General features: G+C 73.2%; 12 protein-coding genes and 1 pseudogene. 6 read left to right on the top strand and 7 right to left on the bottom strand.

What is annotated here, in order from left to right; all coding sequences use genetic code 11:
- Positions 1–17: 17 nt before the first annotated feature.
- From iolD to iolC, 4 genes and pseudogenes are all read right to left on the bottom strand, one after another.
- Positions 18–1,928, bottom strand: a complete 1,911-nt coding sequence (iolD, locus tag J3486_RS23170) for a 3D-(3,5/4)-trihydroxycyclohexane-1,2-dione acylhydrolase (decyclizing) (protein WP_207823267.1) — start codon at positions 1,926–1,928, stop codon at positions 18–20.
- Complete coding sequence (gene iolB / locus J3486_RS23175) at positions 1,925–2,746, bottom strand: 5-deoxy-glucuronate isomerase (RefSeq protein ID WP_207823269.1); 822 nt, start codon at positions 2,744–2,746, stop codon at positions 1,925–1,927. Before iolB ends, iolD begins: the two co-directional genes overlap by 4 nt.
- 41 nt (positions 2,747–2,787) lie before the next feature.
- Complete coding sequence (locus tag J3486_RS45240; RefSeq protein ID WP_374194761.1) at positions 2,788–3,567, bottom strand: deoxyribose-phosphate aldolase; 780 nt, start codon at positions 3,565–3,567, stop codon at positions 2,788–2,790.
- A gap of 333 nt (positions 3,568–3,900) precedes the next feature.
- Positions 3,901–4,872: pseudogene (gene iolC, locus J3486_RS44265) on the bottom strand (5-dehydro-2-deoxygluconokinase); the annotation flags it as partial.
- Positions 4,873–4,998: 126 nt separating this feature from the next.
- Between iolC and J3486_RS23185 the strand changes: the two are divergent.
- The 3 genes from J3486_RS23185 to J3486_RS23195 all read left to right on the top strand — a co-directional run bounded on the left by J3486_RS23185 (position 4,999) and on the right by J3486_RS23195 (position 7,516).
- On the top strand, positions 4,999–5,901 hold the full coding sequence (locus J3486_RS23185; protein WP_207823272.1) for a sugar phosphate isomerase/epimerase: 903 nt from the start codon (positions 4,999–5,001) through the stop codon (positions 5,899–5,901).
- Positions 5,902–5,913: 12 nt separating this feature from the next.
- A complete protein-coding gene (locus J3486_RS23190) occupies positions 5,914–6,951 on the top strand; it encodes an AraC family transcriptional regulator (RefSeq protein ID WP_207823274.1) in 1,038 nt (345 codons plus the stop codon).
- A gap of 364 nt (positions 6,952–7,315) precedes the next feature.
- Positions 7,316–7,516, top strand: coding sequence for an AlpA family transcriptional regulator (locus tag J3486_RS23195; protein WP_207823276.1), 201 nt, complete (start codon positions 7,316–7,318; stop codon positions 7,514–7,516).
- Between the two features lie 30 nt (positions 7,517–7,546).
- Here J3486_RS23195 and J3486_RS23200 read toward each other — a convergent pair whose 3' ends face one another.
- From J3486_RS23200 to J3486_RS23210, 3 genes are all read right to left on the bottom strand, one after another.
- Positions 7,547–11,140 (bottom strand): ABC transporter ATP-binding protein, encoded by a 3,594-nt coding sequence (locus J3486_RS23200; protein WP_307804904.1) that lies wholly within the window; start codon positions 11,138–11,140, stop codon positions 7,547–7,549.
- A 204-nt stretch (positions 11,141–11,344) separates the two neighbouring features.
- Complete coding sequence (locus tag J3486_RS23205) at positions 11,345–12,382, bottom strand: zinc-dependent alcohol dehydrogenase family protein (protein ID WP_207823278.1); 1,038 nt, start codon at positions 12,380–12,382, stop codon at positions 11,345–11,347.
- 54 nt (positions 12,383–12,436) lie between these two features.
- Positions 12,437–13,654 carry a cation:proton antiporter gene (locus J3486_RS23210; protein WP_207823281.1) on the bottom strand — a complete coding sequence of 406 codons (1,218 nt, stop codon included), beginning with the start codon at positions 13,652–13,654 and terminating at the stop codon, positions 12,437–12,439.
- Between the two features lie 59 nt (positions 13,655–13,713).
- Here J3486_RS23210 and J3486_RS23215 point away from each other — a divergent pair, with 59 nt between their 5' ends.
- The 3 genes from J3486_RS23215 (at position 13,714) to J3486_RS23225 (ending at position 17,338) form a co-directional block, all read left to right on the top strand.
- On the top strand, positions 13,714–14,676 hold the full coding sequence (locus J3486_RS23215) for a PrsW family intramembrane metalloprotease (protein ID WP_229378437.1): 963 nt from the start codon (positions 13,714–13,716) through the stop codon (positions 14,674–14,676).
- Positions 14,677–14,750: 74 nt separating this feature from the next.
- Positions 14,751–15,065: a heavy-metal-associated domain-containing protein gene (locus J3486_RS23220; protein ID WP_207823285.1), complete on the top strand. Its 315-nt coding sequence runs from the start codon at positions 14,751–14,753 to the stop codon at positions 15,063–15,065.
- A gap of 65 nt (positions 15,066–15,130) precedes the next feature.
- Positions 15,131–17,338: a cation-translocating P-type ATPase gene (locus tag J3486_RS23225; protein WP_207823287.1), complete on the top strand. Its 2,208-nt coding sequence runs from the start codon at positions 15,131–15,133 to the stop codon at positions 17,336–17,338.
- The last annotated feature ends 135 nt before the right edge of the window (positions 17,339–17,473 follow it).

The raw sequence follows: 17,473 nt of genomic DNA on the forward strand, positions 1-17,473 counted from the left end.
AGTTACGTCCGGTGGTTCTAGAGGTGGCGGCGGCGTGCGGTGACGTGCCGCTCGTACTCCTCGCGGGCCTTGGCGGTCGACGGCGAACGGTCGGCGTCGGACGTCTCGGCCACGGGCACATCCCACCACGCCTGTGCCGGGGGCGGGCCCGACACTGTGTCTGCCGTTTCGGTCTCGACGTAGACACATGTGGGGCGGGTCGCTCCGCGGGTGGCCGCGAGTGCCTCGCGCAGCTCACGGACGGTCTTCGCGCGGTGCACGTCCATGCCGAGGCTGGCCGCGTTGGCGGCGAGGTCGACGGGGAGCGGGGCGCCCGTGTACCCGGCCGCGCCCTGTACCGGATACCGGTACTGCGTGCCGAAGCCCTCCGCGCCGACGGACGCGGACAGGCCGCCGATGGACGCGTACCCGTGGTTCTGGAGCACGACGACCTTGACCGGGATGTTCTCCTGCACCGCCGTGACCAGCTCGGTCGGCATCATCAGGTACGTGCCGTCGCCGACCAGCGCCCACACCGGGCGTCCGGGCGCGGCGAGAGCGACGCCGAGGGCGGCCGGGATCTCGTAGCCCATGCAGGAGTAGCCGTACTCGACGTGGTACTGGTCGCGCGAGCGGGTGCGCCACAGCTTGTGCAGATCGCCGGGGAGGGACCCGGCCGCGTTGATGAGGATGTCGTCGCCGGACACCAACTCGTCCAGAACGCCCAGGACTTGGGCCTGTGTCGGGCGTACGAGGTCGTCGTCGGCGGCGTAGCAGGCGTCGACGCGGTGCTCCCAGCGCTCCTTGTCGTCCGTGTACGCGGTGACGTGGGCGGGCTCGGCCCGGTACCGCTCGCCGAGTGCCTCGCCGAGCGCGGTCAGCCCCTCGCGGGCGTCGGCCACCAGGGGCAGCGCGGCCAGCTTGTGCGCGTCGAAGGCGGCGATGTTCAGGTTCAGGAAGCGGACGCCCGGGCCCGCGAAGAGGGTGGCGGAGGCCGTGGTGAAGTCGGTGTAGCGGGTGCCGACTCCGATGACCAGGTCGGCGGTGCGGGCCAGCTCGTTCGCGGTCGCGGTGCCGGTGTGGCCGATGCCGCCGACGTCGGCCGGGTGGTCGTACGGGAGCGAGCCCTTGCCGGCCTGCGTGGACGCGACCGGGATCCCGGTGGCGTCGGCGAAGGCGGCCAGTGCCTGCTCGGCGCCGCTGTGGTGGACGCCGCCGCCCGCGACGATCAGCGGACGCCGGGCCTGCTTCAACGCCCTTACCGCTGCCGCGAGTTCGGTGGCGTCGGGGGCCGGGCGGCGTACGCCCCACACCCGCTCGGCGAAGAACTCCTGCGGCCAGTCGTACGCCTCCGCCTGGACGTCCTGCGGCAGCGCGAGCGTGACGGCTCCGGTGTCGACGGGGTCGGCGAGGACCCGCATCGCCTGGAGCGCGGCGGGGATCAGCTGCTCAGGGCGGGTGATCCGGTCGAAGTACTTCGACACCGGCCGCAGGCAGTCGTTGACGGACACGTCGCCCGCGTACGGGACTTCGAGCTGCTGGAGCACTGGGTCGGCGGGGCGGGCCGCGAACACGTCGCCGGGGAGGAGGAGGACGGGGAGGTGGTTGACGGTGGCGAGGGCGGCACCGGTCACCAGGTTCGTCGCGCCGGGGCCGATGGAGGTGGTGACGGCGTGGGCGGACAGGCGGTCGCTCTGCCGGGCGTATCCGACGGCCGCGTGCACCATCGCCTGCTCGTTGCGGCCCTGGTGGAACGGCATGTCGTCGGCGTACTGGAGCAGTGCCTGGCCGAGCCCGGCGACGTTGCCGTGGCCGAAGATGCCCCAGGTGCCGGTGATCAGGCGCTGCCGGACGCCGTCGCGCTCCGTGTACTGGCGGGAGAGGAAGCGGACGAGGGCCTGCGCCGTGGTGAGACGCACGGTCGCTGTCGTAGCTGCCGTCGGGGTCATCGGTATCCCTCCGTCACATGATCGGGGTGGAAACAGATCTTCCATTCCCGCTCCTCCCCCGGTCCCGCCATCACATTCAGGTAGTACATGGCGTGTCCCGGCTGGGCGATCGACGGGCCGTGCCAGCCGTCGGGGACCAGCACGGTGTCGCCAGTGCGGACCTCGGCGAGCAGATCGGTGCCGCCGGGCCGGGAGGGCGAGACCCGCTGATAGCCGTATCCGCCCTCCCCTTCGATCTCGAAGTAGTAGATCTCCTCCAGCTCCGACTCGGTCCCCGGGCGGTGCTCGTCGTGCTTGTGCGGTGGGTACGAGGACCAGTTCCCGCCGGGCGTGATCACTTCGACGGCGATGAGCTGGTCGCAGTCGAAGGCGTCGGCGGCCGCGAAGTTGCGGACCTGCCGGGCGCTGGTGCCGCTGCCGCGGTGCTCGACGGGAACCTCCGGCGCGGGGCCGTAGCGGACGGGGAGTCGTCGTCCGCACTTCGCTCCTGCCAGGGCGAAGCGGCCTCCCGCACCGGAGGCGATCTCTGCGCGGGCGTCGCGCGGCACGTACGCGAAGTCGCTCGCGCCGCTGAACACGCTTTCTCTGCCCGCCAGTTCGATGATCCGCCCGGAGACGTTGACGGAGCAACCACCTGCGAGCGGCAGCACGATCCATTCACTCTCGCCGGTGTCGAAGGCGTGCCGCTGCCCGGGCTCCAGTTCGACGATGCGCAGGCCCGCGCGGGACCAGCCGACCTTGTCGGGGTCCACGTGCAGGGCGTAAGGACCGTCGGCTGCGCTGCCCCTGGGCAGATGTGTCCTGGATCGATGCGTCATCCCGCCACTCTCCTCCCTCTCCCCCGCGTACCGGTGGTGCCTCAGAGCAGTCCGACGGCCGTGTCGACCGCCGCCGCGACGTCGCCGTCCGGCGGGTACAGCAGTGAGCGCCCGACCACCAGCCCCTGGACGGTGGGGAGTTGGAGCGCGGCCCGCCATTTCTCGTACGTGGCGTCCTGGTCGCCGTCCTTGATGTCGCCGCCGAGCAGCACGGCCGGCAGGGTGGACGTCTCCATGACGCGGGCCATGGTGTCGGGGTCGTCGACGACGGGGACCTTGAGCCAGGTGTAGGCGGAGGTGCCGCCGAGCCCGGAGGCGACGGCGATGGACCGGGTGACGGCGTCGGCGCTCAGGTCGTTGCGGAGCACTCCGGTCGTGGGGTCGCGGTGCGAGAGGAACGGCTCGACGAACACCGGGAGCCGGTGCTCGGCCATCGCGTCGACGGCGCGGGCGGCGGCCTCCAGGGTCCGCACCGAACCCTCGCCGGGCTCGTCGTACCCGATGCGCAGCAGCAGCTTCCCGGCGTCGAAGCCGATCCGGTGCAGGTCCTGGGCCCGGTACCCGGTGAACCGGTCGTCGAGCTCGAAGGCGGACCCGGCGAGTCCGCCCCGGTTCATGGACCCGATGACGACCTTGTCCTCCAGCGCGCCGAGCAGCAGCAGGTCGTCCAGTACGTCGGCGGAGGCGAGGACGCCGTCCACGCCGGGCCGCGACAGAGCGAGGCAGAGCCGGTCGAGGAGATCGGCCCGGTCGGCCATGGCGAAGGCCCGCTCCCCGGCCCCGAGCGCACCCCGCGCCGGATGATCGGCGGCGACGATCATCAGCCGCGACCCCGGCCCCGCCACCAGCGCCCGCCGCGCCCGTCGGCCGGCGGCCTCGGCCACGGCGTCGGGCCGCTCGGCCCGCAGCCGGGCAAGACCGGCGATACCGACCTTGGCCCCACGGCCAAGGTCGGGAGCGGTCGCCGAACGGCCCCCCGCGACCTCAACGCCCGCCGACGCCACAGCCCCTCCGGCACCACCCGCCGCCGGGCGGGCGGCCCCCGCCGTCCCCACTGCCCGGACGGCCTCGGGCCATCTGCCGCCCGGGGCGGCTGGGTGGGCAAGGCGGCCCCCCGGCGCCGGGCCGCTGTCCGGCGGGCGGGCATCCGGGGAGACGCGCCCCGCGGCGAGCGCCGCCTGCACCTCCTCCGCTCGCGGCATCGCCGACGAACACTCCAGCCGCGACGCCACGATCGCCCCGGCCGCGTTCGCGTACCGCATCATCCGCTCCAGCTCCCACCCGTCGAGCAGCCCGCGGCACAGGGCCCCGCCGAACGCGTCCCCGGCCCCGAGCCCGTTCAGCACCTCGACCGGCAGCGGCGGCACCTGCGCCACCTCCCCGCCGGAGGTCATCGCCAGCACCCCGCGGGGCCCCTGCTTCACCACGGCGAGCCGCACCCCGTAGGACAGCAACTTCCGTGCCGCGGCGGCCGGTTCACGCTCCCCGGTGGCGATCTCGACCTCGTCGACGTTCCCGACGGCGACGGTCGCGTGCCGCAACGCCTCCCGGTACACGTCCCGGGCGGCCGCAGGGTCCTGCCGGGCCGCGTCTCCCCAGAACATGGGCCGCCAGTCCAGGTCGAAGACGGTGTGCTCGCCCCGCGACCGGCACGCGAGCGCCGCCAGCGTCGCCCCCCGGCTGGGCTCGGCGCTCAGGCCCGTACCGGTCATCCAGAAGATCCGCGCGGCCCCGATCGCCGCGAGGTCCAGTTCGTCCGCGGCGATCTGCAGATCGGGCGCCGAGGGCCGCCGGTAGAAGTAGAGCGGGAAGTCGTCCGGCGGGAAGATCTCGCAGAAGGTGACCGGCGTCGGCAGCCCGTCGACCGGCGTCACCCAGCGCTCGTCGACCCCGAACTCCCGCAACTGGTGCCGCAGATACTCCCCGAACGGATCGCGCCCGGTCCGGGTGATCGTGGCGGTGCGCAGCCCGAGCCGGGCCGCCGCGACGGCGACGTTCGTCGAGGACCCGCCGAGGAACTTGCCGAAGGACGACACCTCCGCGAGGCCCACACCCGCCTGCAACGGATACAGATCCACCCCGATCCGGCCCATCGTGATCAGGTCGAGCTCGGTGCGGGCGGCCATACCGGTTCCCTTCGACGCGATCCAGTGGCTCCGGTCTAGCCCCGCCCCCGCCCCCCTGTCAACATTTTGTCCGGACATTCGGACCAAGGCTTGACACCCTCTCCCGGGGGCCGAAGGGTGATTCCCATGACGACGCTGTCACCCCGCATCCGCATCGGCTCCGCCCCCGACTCCTGGGGCGTCTGGTTCCCGGACGACCCGCGCCAAGTCCCCTGGCGGCGCTTCCTCGACGAGGTCGCCGAGGCCGGTTACGAGTGGATCGAGCTGGGCCCGTACGGCTATCTGCCGACGGATCCGCGCACGCTCGGCGAGGAGACCGGGCGGCGCGGCCTGAAGGTCTCGGCCGGCACGGTCTTCACGGGGCTGCACCACGGCCCGGCCGTGTGGGAGAAGACCTGGGAGCACGTGTCGTCGATCGCCGCGCTGACGCGGGACATGGGCGCGGGGCACCTCGTCGTCATCCCGTCCTTCTGGCGCGACGACAAGACGGGAGAGGTCCTGGAGGACTCGGCCCTCACCGCCGAGCAGTGGGGGCACCTGGCCGGCCAGACCGAGCGGCTCGCCCGCGAGGTGGGCGACCGGTACGGGCTGCGGGTCGTCGTCCACCCGCACGCCGACACGCACATCGACTCCGAGGAGAACGTCGCCCGTTTCCTCGACGCCACCGACCCGTCCCTGGTGTCGCTGTGTCTGGACACGGGCCACTACGCGTACTGCGGCGGCGACAGCGTCAAGCTGATCGAGACGTACGGGGAGCGCATCGGCTATCTGCACCTCAAGCAGGTGGACCCGGCCGTGCTGGCCGGCGTGCGCGCGCAGGGCACCCCCTTCGGACCGGCCGTCGCGCAGGGCGTGATGTGCGAACCGCCGCGCGGGGTACCGGAGTTGGAGCCGGTGCTCGCCGCCGCCGCGCGCCTCGACGTCGACCTGTTCGCGATCGTCGAGCAGGACATGTATCCGTGTGAACCGGAACGACCGCTGCCGATCGCCCGCCGCACAAGGGGCTATCTCAGGTCGTGCGGCGTATAGCAGTATCGGCGGATGAGTTCTCGTGTCCCTCGCACCCCGAGTTCCGCACGGCCTCCCATCCGACCCGCACGCTGCCCGAACGGCACCTGGGAGACGGCCTCCGCCCGACCGCACGCACGCCTGCGCCCCGGTGTCATCGGCTACCGCGGTTTTCGGCTCGCCTTCCCCGGGCCGCGGGCCCGCCTGGAGGCGCCGATCGGCGCGGTGACGCTGATGCTGGGGTTCGAGGGCGCGGTGCGCATCACGGAGGCGACCGGCGGCTGGGTCGGCGTGGGCGGAAGGGGCGGGCAGGGGGGCGCGCGTCCGGACGGTCTGCGCACGGCCGAGCTCTCCGTGGTGCTGTCCGGCATGTCGACCACGCCGGTACTCGGCGAGCACGGCGGCCGGCTCGCCGGGGTGGAGGTGCTGCTGACGCCGTGGGCCGCGTTCACCCTGTTCTCGGTGCCGCTGCACGAGCTGTCCGGCTGGCGGGTGCACCCCGACGCGCTGGGAGCGCTCCCTGACGCGGCGGTCGCCCGACTCGCCCATGAACTGGGCGAGTTGTCGTCGTGGCGGGCCCGTTTCCAGCTTCTCGACACGACCCTGGCACGCTGGCTGGAGGCGGGTCCGCCGTGCGCGAGCGGCACGGTGCGGGCCTGGTACGCGCTGACGCACAGCGGGGGCGCGGCGCCGGTGACCCGGATCGCCGATCAAGTCGGCTGGAGCGTACGGCACTTGGAGAACCGGTTCCGGGAGCAGATCGGGATCAGCCCGAAGGGGGCGGCCCGGGTGCTGCGCCTGCAGCGGGCCCGCCGGCTGCTGTGCTCCGGCGCCACCCAGGCCGAGACGGCCGCGGCCTGCGGTTACTACGACCAGGCGCATCTGAGCGGCGAGTTCAAGGCGATGACCGGGTGCACGCCCCGGGAGTTCTTCCTCGCGCGCGGCGTCCACGTCGACCCGGGCGGTCCGCCGGCCACCGACCGGCTCGCCGGGGAGGCGACGAGCCTGGTCCTGCGCGGCAGGACCCGCACCGGCAGTGCGTCTTTCTCCAAGACCACCGGTGACCACTGAGGCACCCTTGTGCCTTCGGGCCACTCGGCCGGGGGGATGCGGGGAAGGCGGGCCGGGTCTGGCGCAGCAGACCCGGCCCGCCCTGCTCGGCCCTTGCCCGGCCCTCGCTCAGCGCTCGGCGCGCGTCCGCCCCTCCCCTGCCGTACGCCGGTGCATGCGCCGCCTCTGCGCCCCCTTTGCATCACTCACGTCACAAACGCCCCTTTACTGTCACGCTTGTCCGCCCTACGCGGGTTCTGCGTCACAGGCGTCCCACAGCCCCTCCCTTCCTCTCGGTGCACCTCGTTCTCCGGGCACAGGGTGGGTGATCACCGGCGGCCACCCCCGAGCCGCCGAGCGACACCCGCCAGGGAAGGAGCCACTCATGGCCGACCACAGGCTCTGGTCGTACAAAGACATCGCCGCGCACATCCGCGTCCAGCCCGACACCGTCCGCTCGTACCGCAAGCACGGCCTGCTGCCCCCGCCGGACCACGTGGAGAGCGGAAAGCCCTACTGGTACGCGGACACGGTGCGCAAGTGGGTGGCCTCCCGCCCCGGCAACCGGGGCCGCACGACCGGCTGACCCCGGCCGCCGCACCGGGCGGCCCGTGCGTCAGGCCGGGATCACCCCGTCCTCGTACGCGGACCACAGCTGCGCATACGGGCCGCCCGCAGCCAGCAACTCGGCATGCTCCCCCTCCTCGACCAGCCGGCCCCCGTCCAGGACCAGCACCCGGTCCGCCTTCGCGGCCGTGGTCAGGCGGTGGGCGATGACGAGGGTGGTGGGTGTGCCGGAGTCGGTGGTCATCGTCGCCACCGCCCGTCCGACCGCCGCCTCCGTGGCGAGGTCGAGGGCCGCCGTCGCCTCGTCGAGGAGCAGCAGGTCGGGGCGGACCAGGCGGGCCCTGGCCAGGGCGATCAACTGGCGCTGGCCGGCCGAGAGGTTGCGCCCGCGCTCGGCGAGGCGGTGTCCGTAGCCGCCGGTCAGGCCGGTGATCATCCGGTCCGCGCCGACCTCGGCGGCGGCCTCGCGGACCTCCGTCTCGGAGGCGCCGGGACGCCCGTACGCGATGGCGTCGCGCACCGTCGCCCCGAACAGGTACGCCTCCTGCGGCACGAGCCCGATCCGGCTGCGGTAGGCGGTGCCGGACAGTTCGCGCAGGTCCACCGAGTCGACCTCGACGGCGCCCCGGGTCGGCAGATACATCCGGGCCACCAGCTTGAGCAGCGTCGATTTGCCGGCACCGGTCTCGCCGACGACGGCGACCGTCTCGCCCGGCCCGATGCGCGCGGTGACGCCGTCCAGGGCGCGCTTCTCCCCGCCGGGGTACGCGTAGTGCAGATCCCGCAGCACCAGCTCGCCGCGCATCCGGCCGGCGCTGCCGAACGCGGGCAGCGGCAGCGGGCGGTGCGGGTCGGTGACGGTGGGCCGCTCGCGCAGCAGTTCCCGGCAGCGGCCCAGGCCCACGCGGGCGCGCTGATAGCCGTCCAGGAGCTGGGAGGCGTTGCGGAACGGGACGAAGACGAGGCCGACGTAGAGCAGGAACGCCACCACGGTGCCGGTGCTGAGCCCGTCGTGCGCCACCCGCCAGGCGCCGACGCCGAGGACCAGCGCGGTGGCGGCGTCGGAGAGGAACTCCACCGCCGAGAAGAACAGCGACAGATAGCGCTGCGAGCGCATCTGGTGGACGCGCTGCTCCTCGGCGAGCGTGTGGAAGCGGGCGGCGCTGCGCTGCTGTCTGCGGTACGCCTGCGTGACGCGCACCCCGTCGATGGCCTCCTGGAAGGCGCTGTTGACGAGGCCGAGGTGGGTGCGGTTGACGTCGTACTGGCGCCTGGAGACCCGCCCGTACCACCAGGCGACGGCGACGAGCACGGGCATGACCGCGAGGACGGTGAGGGTGAGCCCGAGGTCGAGGGAGAACATGACGGCGACCACGCCGACGACGAGCAGCACGCACACGACGGAGTCGAGCAGGCCGTGCTGCACGAAGTCGCCGATCGCGGCGATGTCGTTGACCATGCGGGTGACGGCCCGGCCGCCGGACTCCCGCTCGAAGTAGTCGAGGCCGAGCCGCTGCAGATGGGCGAACATCTTGACGCGCAGCTCGTACAGGACGCGTTCGCCGGTGCGGGCGATGGCCCTCATCTCCGCGGTGAACACCAGCCAGTTGGCGACCGTGGTGGCGAGCAGGGCGAGGGCGACGACGGTCAGGGCCGCCGTGTCGTGGCGCCGTACGCCCTGGTCGACGGCGGCGCTGACCAGCTGCGGCGCGAGCATCAGCAGCACGGTGTCGAGCACGAGCATCGCGCCGATGGCGTACAGCCGGGCGCGGTAGGGCCGCAGCAGGCGCGGCAGGGTGAAGCCGGGGTCGACGGCGCGGGCCCGCGCCTCGTCGACGCCGGGATCGAGAGCGGGCACCGCCGCCGCCTCCGCGGGCCGCTGCGCCGTCTCCTGCGGCGCCGCGGCGTCAGGCACGCACCCGGCGCTCCCGTCGTCCGTCAACTCCCCCAGCACGAGCGCCCGGTAGCGCGCGCTGCGCCCGGTCAGTTCCTCGTGCGTACCGGTGTCGACGACCCGCCCGCCCTCCAGGACGGCGATCCGGTCGGCGAGCCGGAGGGTGGAGCGGCGGTGCGCGACGAGCAGTACGGTGCGGTCGGCCAGCTGCCGGTCCAGGGAGGCGTGGATGGCCGCCTCGACCTTCGGGTCGACGGCGGACGTGGCGTCGTCGAGGACGAGGACGCGCGGGTCGGTGAGCAGCGCGCGGGCCAGCGCGAGCCGCTGCCGCTGCCCGCCGGACAGGGTCAGCCCCTGGGCGCCGAGGACGGTGTCGTACCCGTCCGGCAGCGCCTCGATGAAGCCGTGCGCGTGCGCGGCCTCGGCGGCGGCCCGCACCTCGGCGTCCCCGGCGTCGGGCCGACCGAACCTGATGGTGTCGCGCACGCTCTCGGAGAACAGCACGCTCTCCTCGAAGACGGTGCCGACGGCCTCACGCACCGAGTCGAGCGTCAGTTCCCGTACGTCGGTGAGCGCGTCGGCGGGGCCGATCCGGACGGCGCCCGCGTCGACGTCGTACAGCCGCGAGAGCAGCGCGCCGACGGTGGACTTGCCGGATCCGGAGGCCCCGACGAGGGCGAGGGTCTCGCCGGGGGCGATGGTCAGGTCGAGCCCGTCGAGGGCGGGCGGCGCGCCGTCGACGTGCGTGAAGGAGACCTGCTCGAAGACGACGGCGAGCGCCCCGGCCGCGACGGCGCGGGCCCCCGGCCGCTCGGTGACCTCCTGCTCGGCGTCGGCGAGTTCAAAGATCCGTACGAGTCCGGAGCGGGCCTCCTGCGCCTGTCCGACCATGTTGGACAGCATGCGGACCGGGCCCATCATGGCGGCCAGGTAGGTGGTGAAGGCGACGAAGGTGCCCAGCGTGATGTCGCCGCGCACGGCGAACCAGCCGCCGAGCAGCACGACCCCGAACCGGGCGACGCCCGGCAGCAGTTCACCGAGGAGTCCCGCGTAGCGGGCGGCGAGCCTGCGGCGCTCGACACGGGCGGCGAACATCCGCCGGGCGAGGCTCGCGTAGCGGTCGGTCTCGGCGTCCTCCTGGGCGAAGCCCTTGACGACGCGGACCCCGGCGATGTTGGACTCGACGGCCTCGGACGCCGCCCCGGTGCGTTCCTGCACGGCCTGGTCGACGGGGAAGATCCGGTCCCGTGAGCTGCGGGCGAGCAGCGCCATCGGCGGTACGACGGCGAGCGCGACCAGGGCGAGCAGCGGCGAGAGGTACACCATCACGGCGAGGGTGAGGACGAGGGTCAGGCCGTTCTGGGCGAGCAGCGGCAGCATGCCGGTGAGGTCGCGCACGACGGCGACGTCGTTGACGGCGCGGCTGAGCACGTCGCCCGAGCGCAGCCGGTCCAGGCGCCGCCCGTCGATCCGCTGGACGGCGTCGTGCAGCAGCAGCCGCAGATCGCGCTCGACGCCCCACTGCACCTTCCCGGCCCACCACCGCCGGGTCCAGGAGGCCCCGAACTGGGCGCAGGCCAGAGCGAGCAGCACCACGAGCCAGGCCCCGGCGCCCCCGTCGATGACCTGCCGGACGACCAGGGGGGCGGCGACGGTGAGCAGCACCCCCGCCACGGCCCCGCCGCAGGCGAGCACCACGGCCCGAGGCCGCGCCCCACACATCCCGATGAACCGTCGCAGCCACGTCACGCCACGGAAATCTGGCAGCACCGAATCCGCCGGGCAACTGATTAAGCCCCGAAAGGGGCGCGGGGAACGGCGCGAGCAACCATCCGCGACACGCACCCGACAACGAACCAATGGGGGTCCGGGGGCGCAGCCCCCGGGGACGGGACGGGAAGGGGCGGCGGGGGCGACTCCCAAGAGCGCGCACCCCCACCACCCGCACGCCCCTCAGACGAACGGCGTCACCACGGTGGCCCCGGCCCCCGCCGCCCCGCTCCCCATCGCGGCGAGCGCCCCGGGCGCGTCATCGAGCCCGATCACGGAGGTCACGAGCAGATCGGGCCGCACCACCCCGCCCCGCACCAGTTCCAGCATCCCCGGATAGGCGTGCGCGGCCATCCCGTGACTCCCGATCAGTTCGAGCTCCAGCGCCACGGCCCGCCCCATCGGCACCACAGGATCCTCCGCCAGCAGCCCCACCTGCACGTGCCGCCCCCGCCGCCGCAGCCCGCCCACGGACGCCGCGCACGTCACGGCGGACCCGAGCGCGTCCAGCGACAGATGGGCGCCCCCGCCGGTCGCCTTCCGCACCGCCTCCGCGACGTCCGCCACGCCCCGCGCGTCCACGCAGGCCACGGCCCCGAAGCTCCGGGCCAGTTCGAGCGCCCCTGCGCTGACGTCGACGGCCACGACCCGCGCCCCGGCCGCCGCCGCGATCATCACGGCGGACAGGCCGACCCCGCCGCATCCGTGCACGGCGACGAACTCCCCGGCCGCGACCCGGCCCTGCTGCACGACGGCCCGGTAGGCGGTGGCGAACCGGCAGCCGAGTCCGGCGGCCGTGGTGAACTCCATGTCGTCCGGCACCGCCACGAGGTTCACGTCGGCGTGGTCGAGCGCCACGTACTCGGCGAACGAGCCCCAGTGCGTGAACCCGGGCTGCGTCTGCCGCTCGCACACCTGCTGGTCCCCGGCCGCGCACGAGGCGCACCGCCCGCAGGCGCACACGAACGGCACGGTGACCCGGTCGCCGACGCGCCGGCCGCGGACGTCCGCGCCGACCTCCGCCACGACCCCGGCGAGCTCGTGCCCCGGCACATGCGGAAGGACGATGTCCGGGTCGTGCCCCATCCAGCCGTGCCAGTCGCTGCGGCACACGCCGGTCGCCTCGACGCGGACGACCACCCCGTGCGGCGCGGCCACCGGGTCCGGCACCTCCCGGACCTCGGCGGGCTCCCCGAACCGTTCGAACACCACCGCGCGCATGAGCCCGCCCTTTCCGTCACCCGACTGATCACGGCCTACGTTAAGGGCGCGCCGTCACCAGGACTCGGCCCCCCGCACCGGCCCCTGCGGCAGCGCCCGCCGCCCCTTGCCGGCCCGCAGCTTCAGGCCGAGCAGCGGGAAGACGAGCACGGAGACCATCGCGGCGCCGACCAGGGCGGCCGCGACGTCGGTGGGCAGCGCGCCGTCCTGGACGCCGATGGTGGTGATGGCGACGACGAGCGGCAGCGCGGTCGAGGAGAAGAGGGTCAGGGCCCTGCGGTCGCGCGGTCCGAGGTCGCGCGGCGCCAAGAAGTAGACGGGCAGTCCGCGTACCACCAGGAACAGCACGAGGAAGAGCGGCAGGAGCAGCAGCGCGGTGCCGCCGTCCAGGAGGGACTTCAGGTCGAAGTCGATCCCGGTGACGACGAAGAAGATCGGCACCAGGAAGCCGAAGCCCATCGCCTCCACCTTCTCCACGACCTCGTGCGCGCTGTCGGGCGCGGCCCCGTGCAGCACGAGCCGGACCACCATCCCGGCGGCGAACGCGCCGAGCAGGGTGTCGACGCCGAGCGCGTACGAGGCGCCCAGCATCAGGGCGAGCAGCAGCACGACGAGGCGTACCGCGAACTGTCCGCTGCTGTGCAGGGTCTTGGCGATGACGTTCGCGAACCACGGCGGGCGCGGCCGCAGGGCCCAGAGCACGGCGAAGGCGATGACGACGGCGAAGGCGAGCAGCACCAGCGCGGAGTCGAGCGGGGAGCGCCCGCTGAGCAGCAGCGCCATCGCGATGATCGGCCCGAACTCGCCGACCGCGCCGAACGCCAGCATCACGTCGCCGAACCGCGAGTGCAGGTCCCCGGAGTCGCGCAGCACGGGCAGGATCGTGCCGAGGGCGGTGCTGGTCAGGGCGGTGCCGACGTAGACGCCCTTCGCGTACGACCAGCCGGCGAGGGCGATGGCGAGGGTGAGCCCGAGCACGAGTGCGATCAGCCAGGCCCAGGCGGACCGGCGCAGGGTGTCGCCGCGGACCTTGCCGAACTCGATCTCGTACCCGGCGAGGAACATCAGCATGGCCAGGCCCAGGTCGGAGAGGGCGTCGATGCTCTCGCCGTGGCTGGAGGCCCAGCCGAGGGCGTCGGGGCCGACCAGGATGCCGAGCAGAATCTCGAAGATCACGAGCGGGACCGGCAGCCAGCGCCCCACTCCGTAGGCCAGCAGAGGCGCGGCCACGGCGATGGCCATGATCAGAATGAGCGTCCCGGACTGCGACATAGCGGGTGTCTACCATAAACTTCCGACAAATCACCCATAACCACCACCAGTTCAAGGGAATGCCGGAGGCGACCGCTGTGACGAACCCTCAGCCCTTCGGGGCGCCCCAGGCCCGCATCCCCCAGCAGCCACCACCGCCAGGGCCGCAGATCCGCCCCGGCGTCTGGAAGCGCTGCCTGTGGGGCGGCCTGACCCTGTGGGTCCTCACGGCGCTGGTCACGTACGCCACGAAGAACACCACCCTGCTGCCCACGCTGATCCTGCTGGGCAGCTTCCTGGTGCCGACGGTCTTCGTCCTGTGGGCCTACGAGCGTCACGGCCGCGACCTGGGCGTCAATCTGATCCTGGGCTGCTTCATGGTCGGCGGCATCCTCGGCGTGCTCGGCGCCTCGGTGATGGAGTACTACCTCCTGCACCCCTCGGTCTGGATGTTCGTCGGCGTCGGCCTGATCGAGGAAGCGGTCAAGCTGCTCGCCCTCATGTACGTGCTCCATCGCTATCCGCGCGTCAGCGGTCTGCGCGCGGGACTCGTCCTGGGCGCCACGGTCGGCTTCGGGTTCGCCGCCTTCGAGAGCGCGGGGTACGCCTTCAACGCCGCGATCACCATGGACGGCATCGACCTGCGCTCCCTGCTGGAGACGGAGGTGCTGCGCGGACTGCTCGCACCCTTCGGGCACGGCCTGTGGACGGCGATCTCCGGCGCGGTGCTGCTCGCCTTCCGCCGCCCGAACGGCCGCTACCGCTTCGCGGGGCCCGTGGTCCTCACCTACATCGGGGTGTCCCTGCTGCACGCCCTGTGGGACTCGATGCACGGCATCGCGATCTGGCTGGTGGCGCGGCTGACCAGCACCGGGCTCGACCGCTCGCTCTTCGCGCAGGGGTACATCCCCGAGCCGACCGACGCCCAGAAGCATCTCTTCACCCTGTTCTCGGTGGGCGGCCTGATCCTCATCTCCCTCCTGGGCCTCGCCTGGGCGCGTTCCCTCGCCCGCCGCGACCCGTCTTGGAGAAATACCCCCTAGGGGTATAGAGTCGGTGACGTCAGGGAGTGCCGGGGAAACCCGGTACTCGCTCCACGTCCTTTTAGGAGAACGACATGAGCGCCCACACCGAGCTCCCCCAGGTCGACACCGAGCCGGCCGCCGGTTCCTGCTGCGGCGGTTCCTGCCACACGGACGCCGCCCCTGCCGCCGAGGGCGCCGTCACCACGGTCTACCAGGTCAAGGGCATGACCTGCGGCCACTGCGAGGGCGCGGTCGCCGGCGAGATCTCCGAGATCGAGGGCGTCTCCTCGGTCAAGGCGGTCGCCGCGAGCGGCCAGGTCACCGTGGTCTCCGCCGCCGCGCTCGACGAGGAGGCCGTGCGCGCCGCCGTCGACGAGGCCGGGTACGAGCTGGTCGGCCGGGCCTGAGTTCCCGTACGGGCACAGGGGCCGGGACGCCGTCCCCGCCCCTGCCCTCGTAGGCTCGCAGCACCATGAAGGACGACGCACCGGCCACCGGCCCCACCACCCCCGCCTCCGGGCCCGCCGAGATCGACCTCGCCATCGGCGGCATGACCTGTGCCTCCTGCTCCGCCCGCATCGAGAAGAAGCTCAATCGCATCGAGGGCGTCACGGCGACGGTCAATCTGGCCACGGAGAAGGCGAAGGTCATGTACCCGGACGGGGTCACCCCGGACGATCTGATCGCCACCGTCACCAAGCTGGGCTACACGGCACAGGCGCTGGCCGAGGAGGCTCCCCCCGCCGAGGAGCCCGCCGCCGGGGACACCCCGGTCGCCCGGCGTCTCGCGGTCTCCGCGGCGCTCAGCGTCCCGGTGATCCTCCTGTCGATGATCCCCGGCCTGCACTTCCCCGGCTGGGCATGGGTCGCGCTCGTCCTGGCCACCCCGGTGGTGCTCTGGGGCGGCGCCCCGTTCCACCGCGCGGCCTGGACGAACGCCCGGCACGGCGCAGCCACCATGGACACCCTCGTCTCCGTGGGCACCCTCGCCGCGTACCTGTGGTCGCTGTGGGCGCTGTTCCTCGGCGGCGACGACCGGCACATCTATCTCGAAGTGGCCTCGGGCGTCGTCACGTTCATCCTGGTCGGCCGGTATCTGGAGGCGCGGGCCAAGAGGAGTGCGGGCGCCGCCCTGCGCGCGCTGCTCGAACTCGGCGCGAAGGACGTCAGCCTGCTCGCCCCCGACGGCACCGAAGTGCGCGTCCCCGCCGGCCGGCTGACGCCCGGTGACCGCTTCGTCGTACGCCCCGGCGAGAAGATCGCCACGGACGGCACGGTCGTCGAGGGCTCCGGCGCGGTCGACGCGTCCCTGCTCACCGGCGAGGCGCTGCCCGTGGACGTGACCGTCGGCGACGCCGTCACCGGCGCGACCGTGAACGCGGGCGGGCGGCTCGTCGTCGAGGCCACCCGGGTCGGGTCCGACACCCAGCTGGCCCGCATGGCCAAGCTCGTCGAGGAGGCGCAGACCGGGAAGGCGCAGGTGCAGCGGCTCGCCGACCGGATCTCGGCGGTGTTCGTCCCGGTCGTCCTCGTGATCGCGCTCGGCACCCTGCTGGCCTGGCAGCTGACCACGGGCGACACCACGGCGGCCTTCACCGCGGCGGTCGCGGTCCTGATCATCGCCTGCCCGTGCGCCCTCGGCCTCGCCACGCCCACCGCGCTCATGGTCGGCACGGGCCGCGGCGCCCAGCTCGGCATCCTCATCAAGGGCCCCGAGGTCCTGGAGTCCACCCGCGCCGTCGACACGGTCGTCCTCGACAAGACCGGCACGGTGACCACGGGCCGGATGACCCTCGACGCGGCACACCCGGCGGACGGCGTGGAGGAGAAGGAGCTGCTGCGGCTCGCGGGCGCCCTGGAGCACGCCTCCGAGCACCCGGTGGCCCGCGCCGTCGCCACGGCCGCCGCCGACCGGCACGGCACACTCCCCCGGGTCGACGACTTCGCCGACGTTCCCGGGCTCGGCGTGCGCGGCACGGTCGACGGCCACCGCGTCCTGGTCGGCCGGGCCCGGCTGCTCGCCGATGCCGGGATCACGCTCCCGCCCGCCCTCGAAGAGGCACTGAGTGCCGCCGAGGCGACGGGCGGCACCGCCGTCACGGTCGCCTGGGACGGCGCGGCCCGCGGGGTCCTCACCGTCACCGACACGGTCAAGGAGACCAGCGCCCGCGCCGTGGCGGAGCTGCGCGCCCTGGGCCTGACCCCGGTCCTGCTCACCGGCGACAACCGCGCCGCCGCCGCGTCCGTGGCCCGCGCGGTGGGCATCGCCCCGGACGACGTGATCGCCGAGGTGCTCCCGGAGGACAAGGTCGCCGCGGTCCGGCGCCTGCAGTCGGCGGGCCGCAGCGTGGCGATGGTCGGCGACGGGGTCAACGACGCGGCCGCGCTCGCCACCGCCGATCTGGGCCTGGCCATGGGCACCGGCACGGACGCGGCGATCGAGGCCGGTGACCTGACGCTCGTACGAGGTGATCTGCGGGTGGCCGCCGACGCGATCCGACTCTCCCGGCGCACCCTCGCCACCATCAGGGGAAACCTCTGCTGGGCCTTCGGATACAACGTCGCCGCGCTGCCGCTGGCCGCGGCCGGTCTCCTCAATCCGATGATCGCCGGGGCCGCGATGGCCTTCTCGTCCGTATTTGTGGTGACGAACAGCCTGCGGCTGCGCAAGTTCACCTAGAAGCGCCTGGACCTCCACACAATCCACACGGCACAATTGCACTACTCCCACGCAGGAGCCGATATCCCCATATCGGGCCTCTTGCGTACGCACGGGACATATGCAAGAGACGCAGATCACATCGATCGGAACGTA

The organism is Streptomyces sp. VRA16 Mangrove soil, assembly GCF_017377775.1.
Taxonomy (GTDB): domain Bacteria; phylum Actinomycetota; class Actinomycetes; order Streptomycetales; family Streptomycetaceae; genus Streptomyces.

What these genes read in the sequence shown, in the direction of transcription:
- iolD (WP_207823267.1), bottom strand. Translation starts at nt 1,928, where the DNA reads ATGACCCCGACGGCAGCTACGACAGCGACCGTGCGTCTCACCACGGCG.
- iolB (WP_207823269.1), bottom strand. Translation starts at nt 2,746, where the DNA reads ATGACGCATCGATCCAGGACACATCTGCCCAGGGGCAGCGCAGCCGAC.
- J3486_RS45240 (WP_374194761.1), bottom strand. Translation starts at nt 3,567, where the DNA reads ATGATCGTCGCCGCCGATCATCCGGCGCGGGGTGCGCTCGGGGCCGGG.
- J3486_RS23185 (WP_207823272.1), top strand. Translation starts at nt 4,999, where the DNA reads ATGACGACGCTGTCACCCCGCATCCGCATCGGCTCCGCCCCCGACTCC.
- J3486_RS23190 (WP_207823274.1), top strand. Translation starts at nt 5,914, where the DNA reads ATGAGTTCTCGTGTCCCTCGCACCCCGAGTTCCGCACGGCCTCCCATC.
- J3486_RS23195 (WP_207823276.1), top strand. Translation starts at nt 7,316, where the DNA reads ATGGCCGACCACAGGCTCTGGTCGTACAAAGACATCGCCGCGCACATC.
- J3486_RS23205 (WP_207823278.1), bottom strand. Translation starts at nt 12,382, where the DNA reads ATGCGCGCGGTGGTGTTCGAACGGTTCGGGGAGCCCGCCGAGGTCCGG.
- J3486_RS23210 (WP_207823281.1), bottom strand. Translation starts at nt 13,654, where the DNA reads ATGTCGCAGTCCGGGACGCTCATTCTGATCATGGCCATCGCCGTGGCC.
- J3486_RS23215 (WP_229378437.1), top strand. Translation starts at nt 13,714, where the DNA reads ATGCCGGAGGCGACCGCTGTGACGAACCCTCAGCCCTTCGGGGCGCCC.
- J3486_RS23220 (WP_207823285.1), top strand. Translation starts at nt 14,751, where the DNA reads ATGAGCGCCCACACCGAGCTCCCCCAGGTCGACACCGAGCCGGCCGCC.
- J3486_RS23225 (WP_207823287.1), top strand. Translation starts at nt 15,131, where the DNA reads ATGAAGGACGACGCACCGGCCACCGGCCCCACCACCCCCGCCTCCGGG.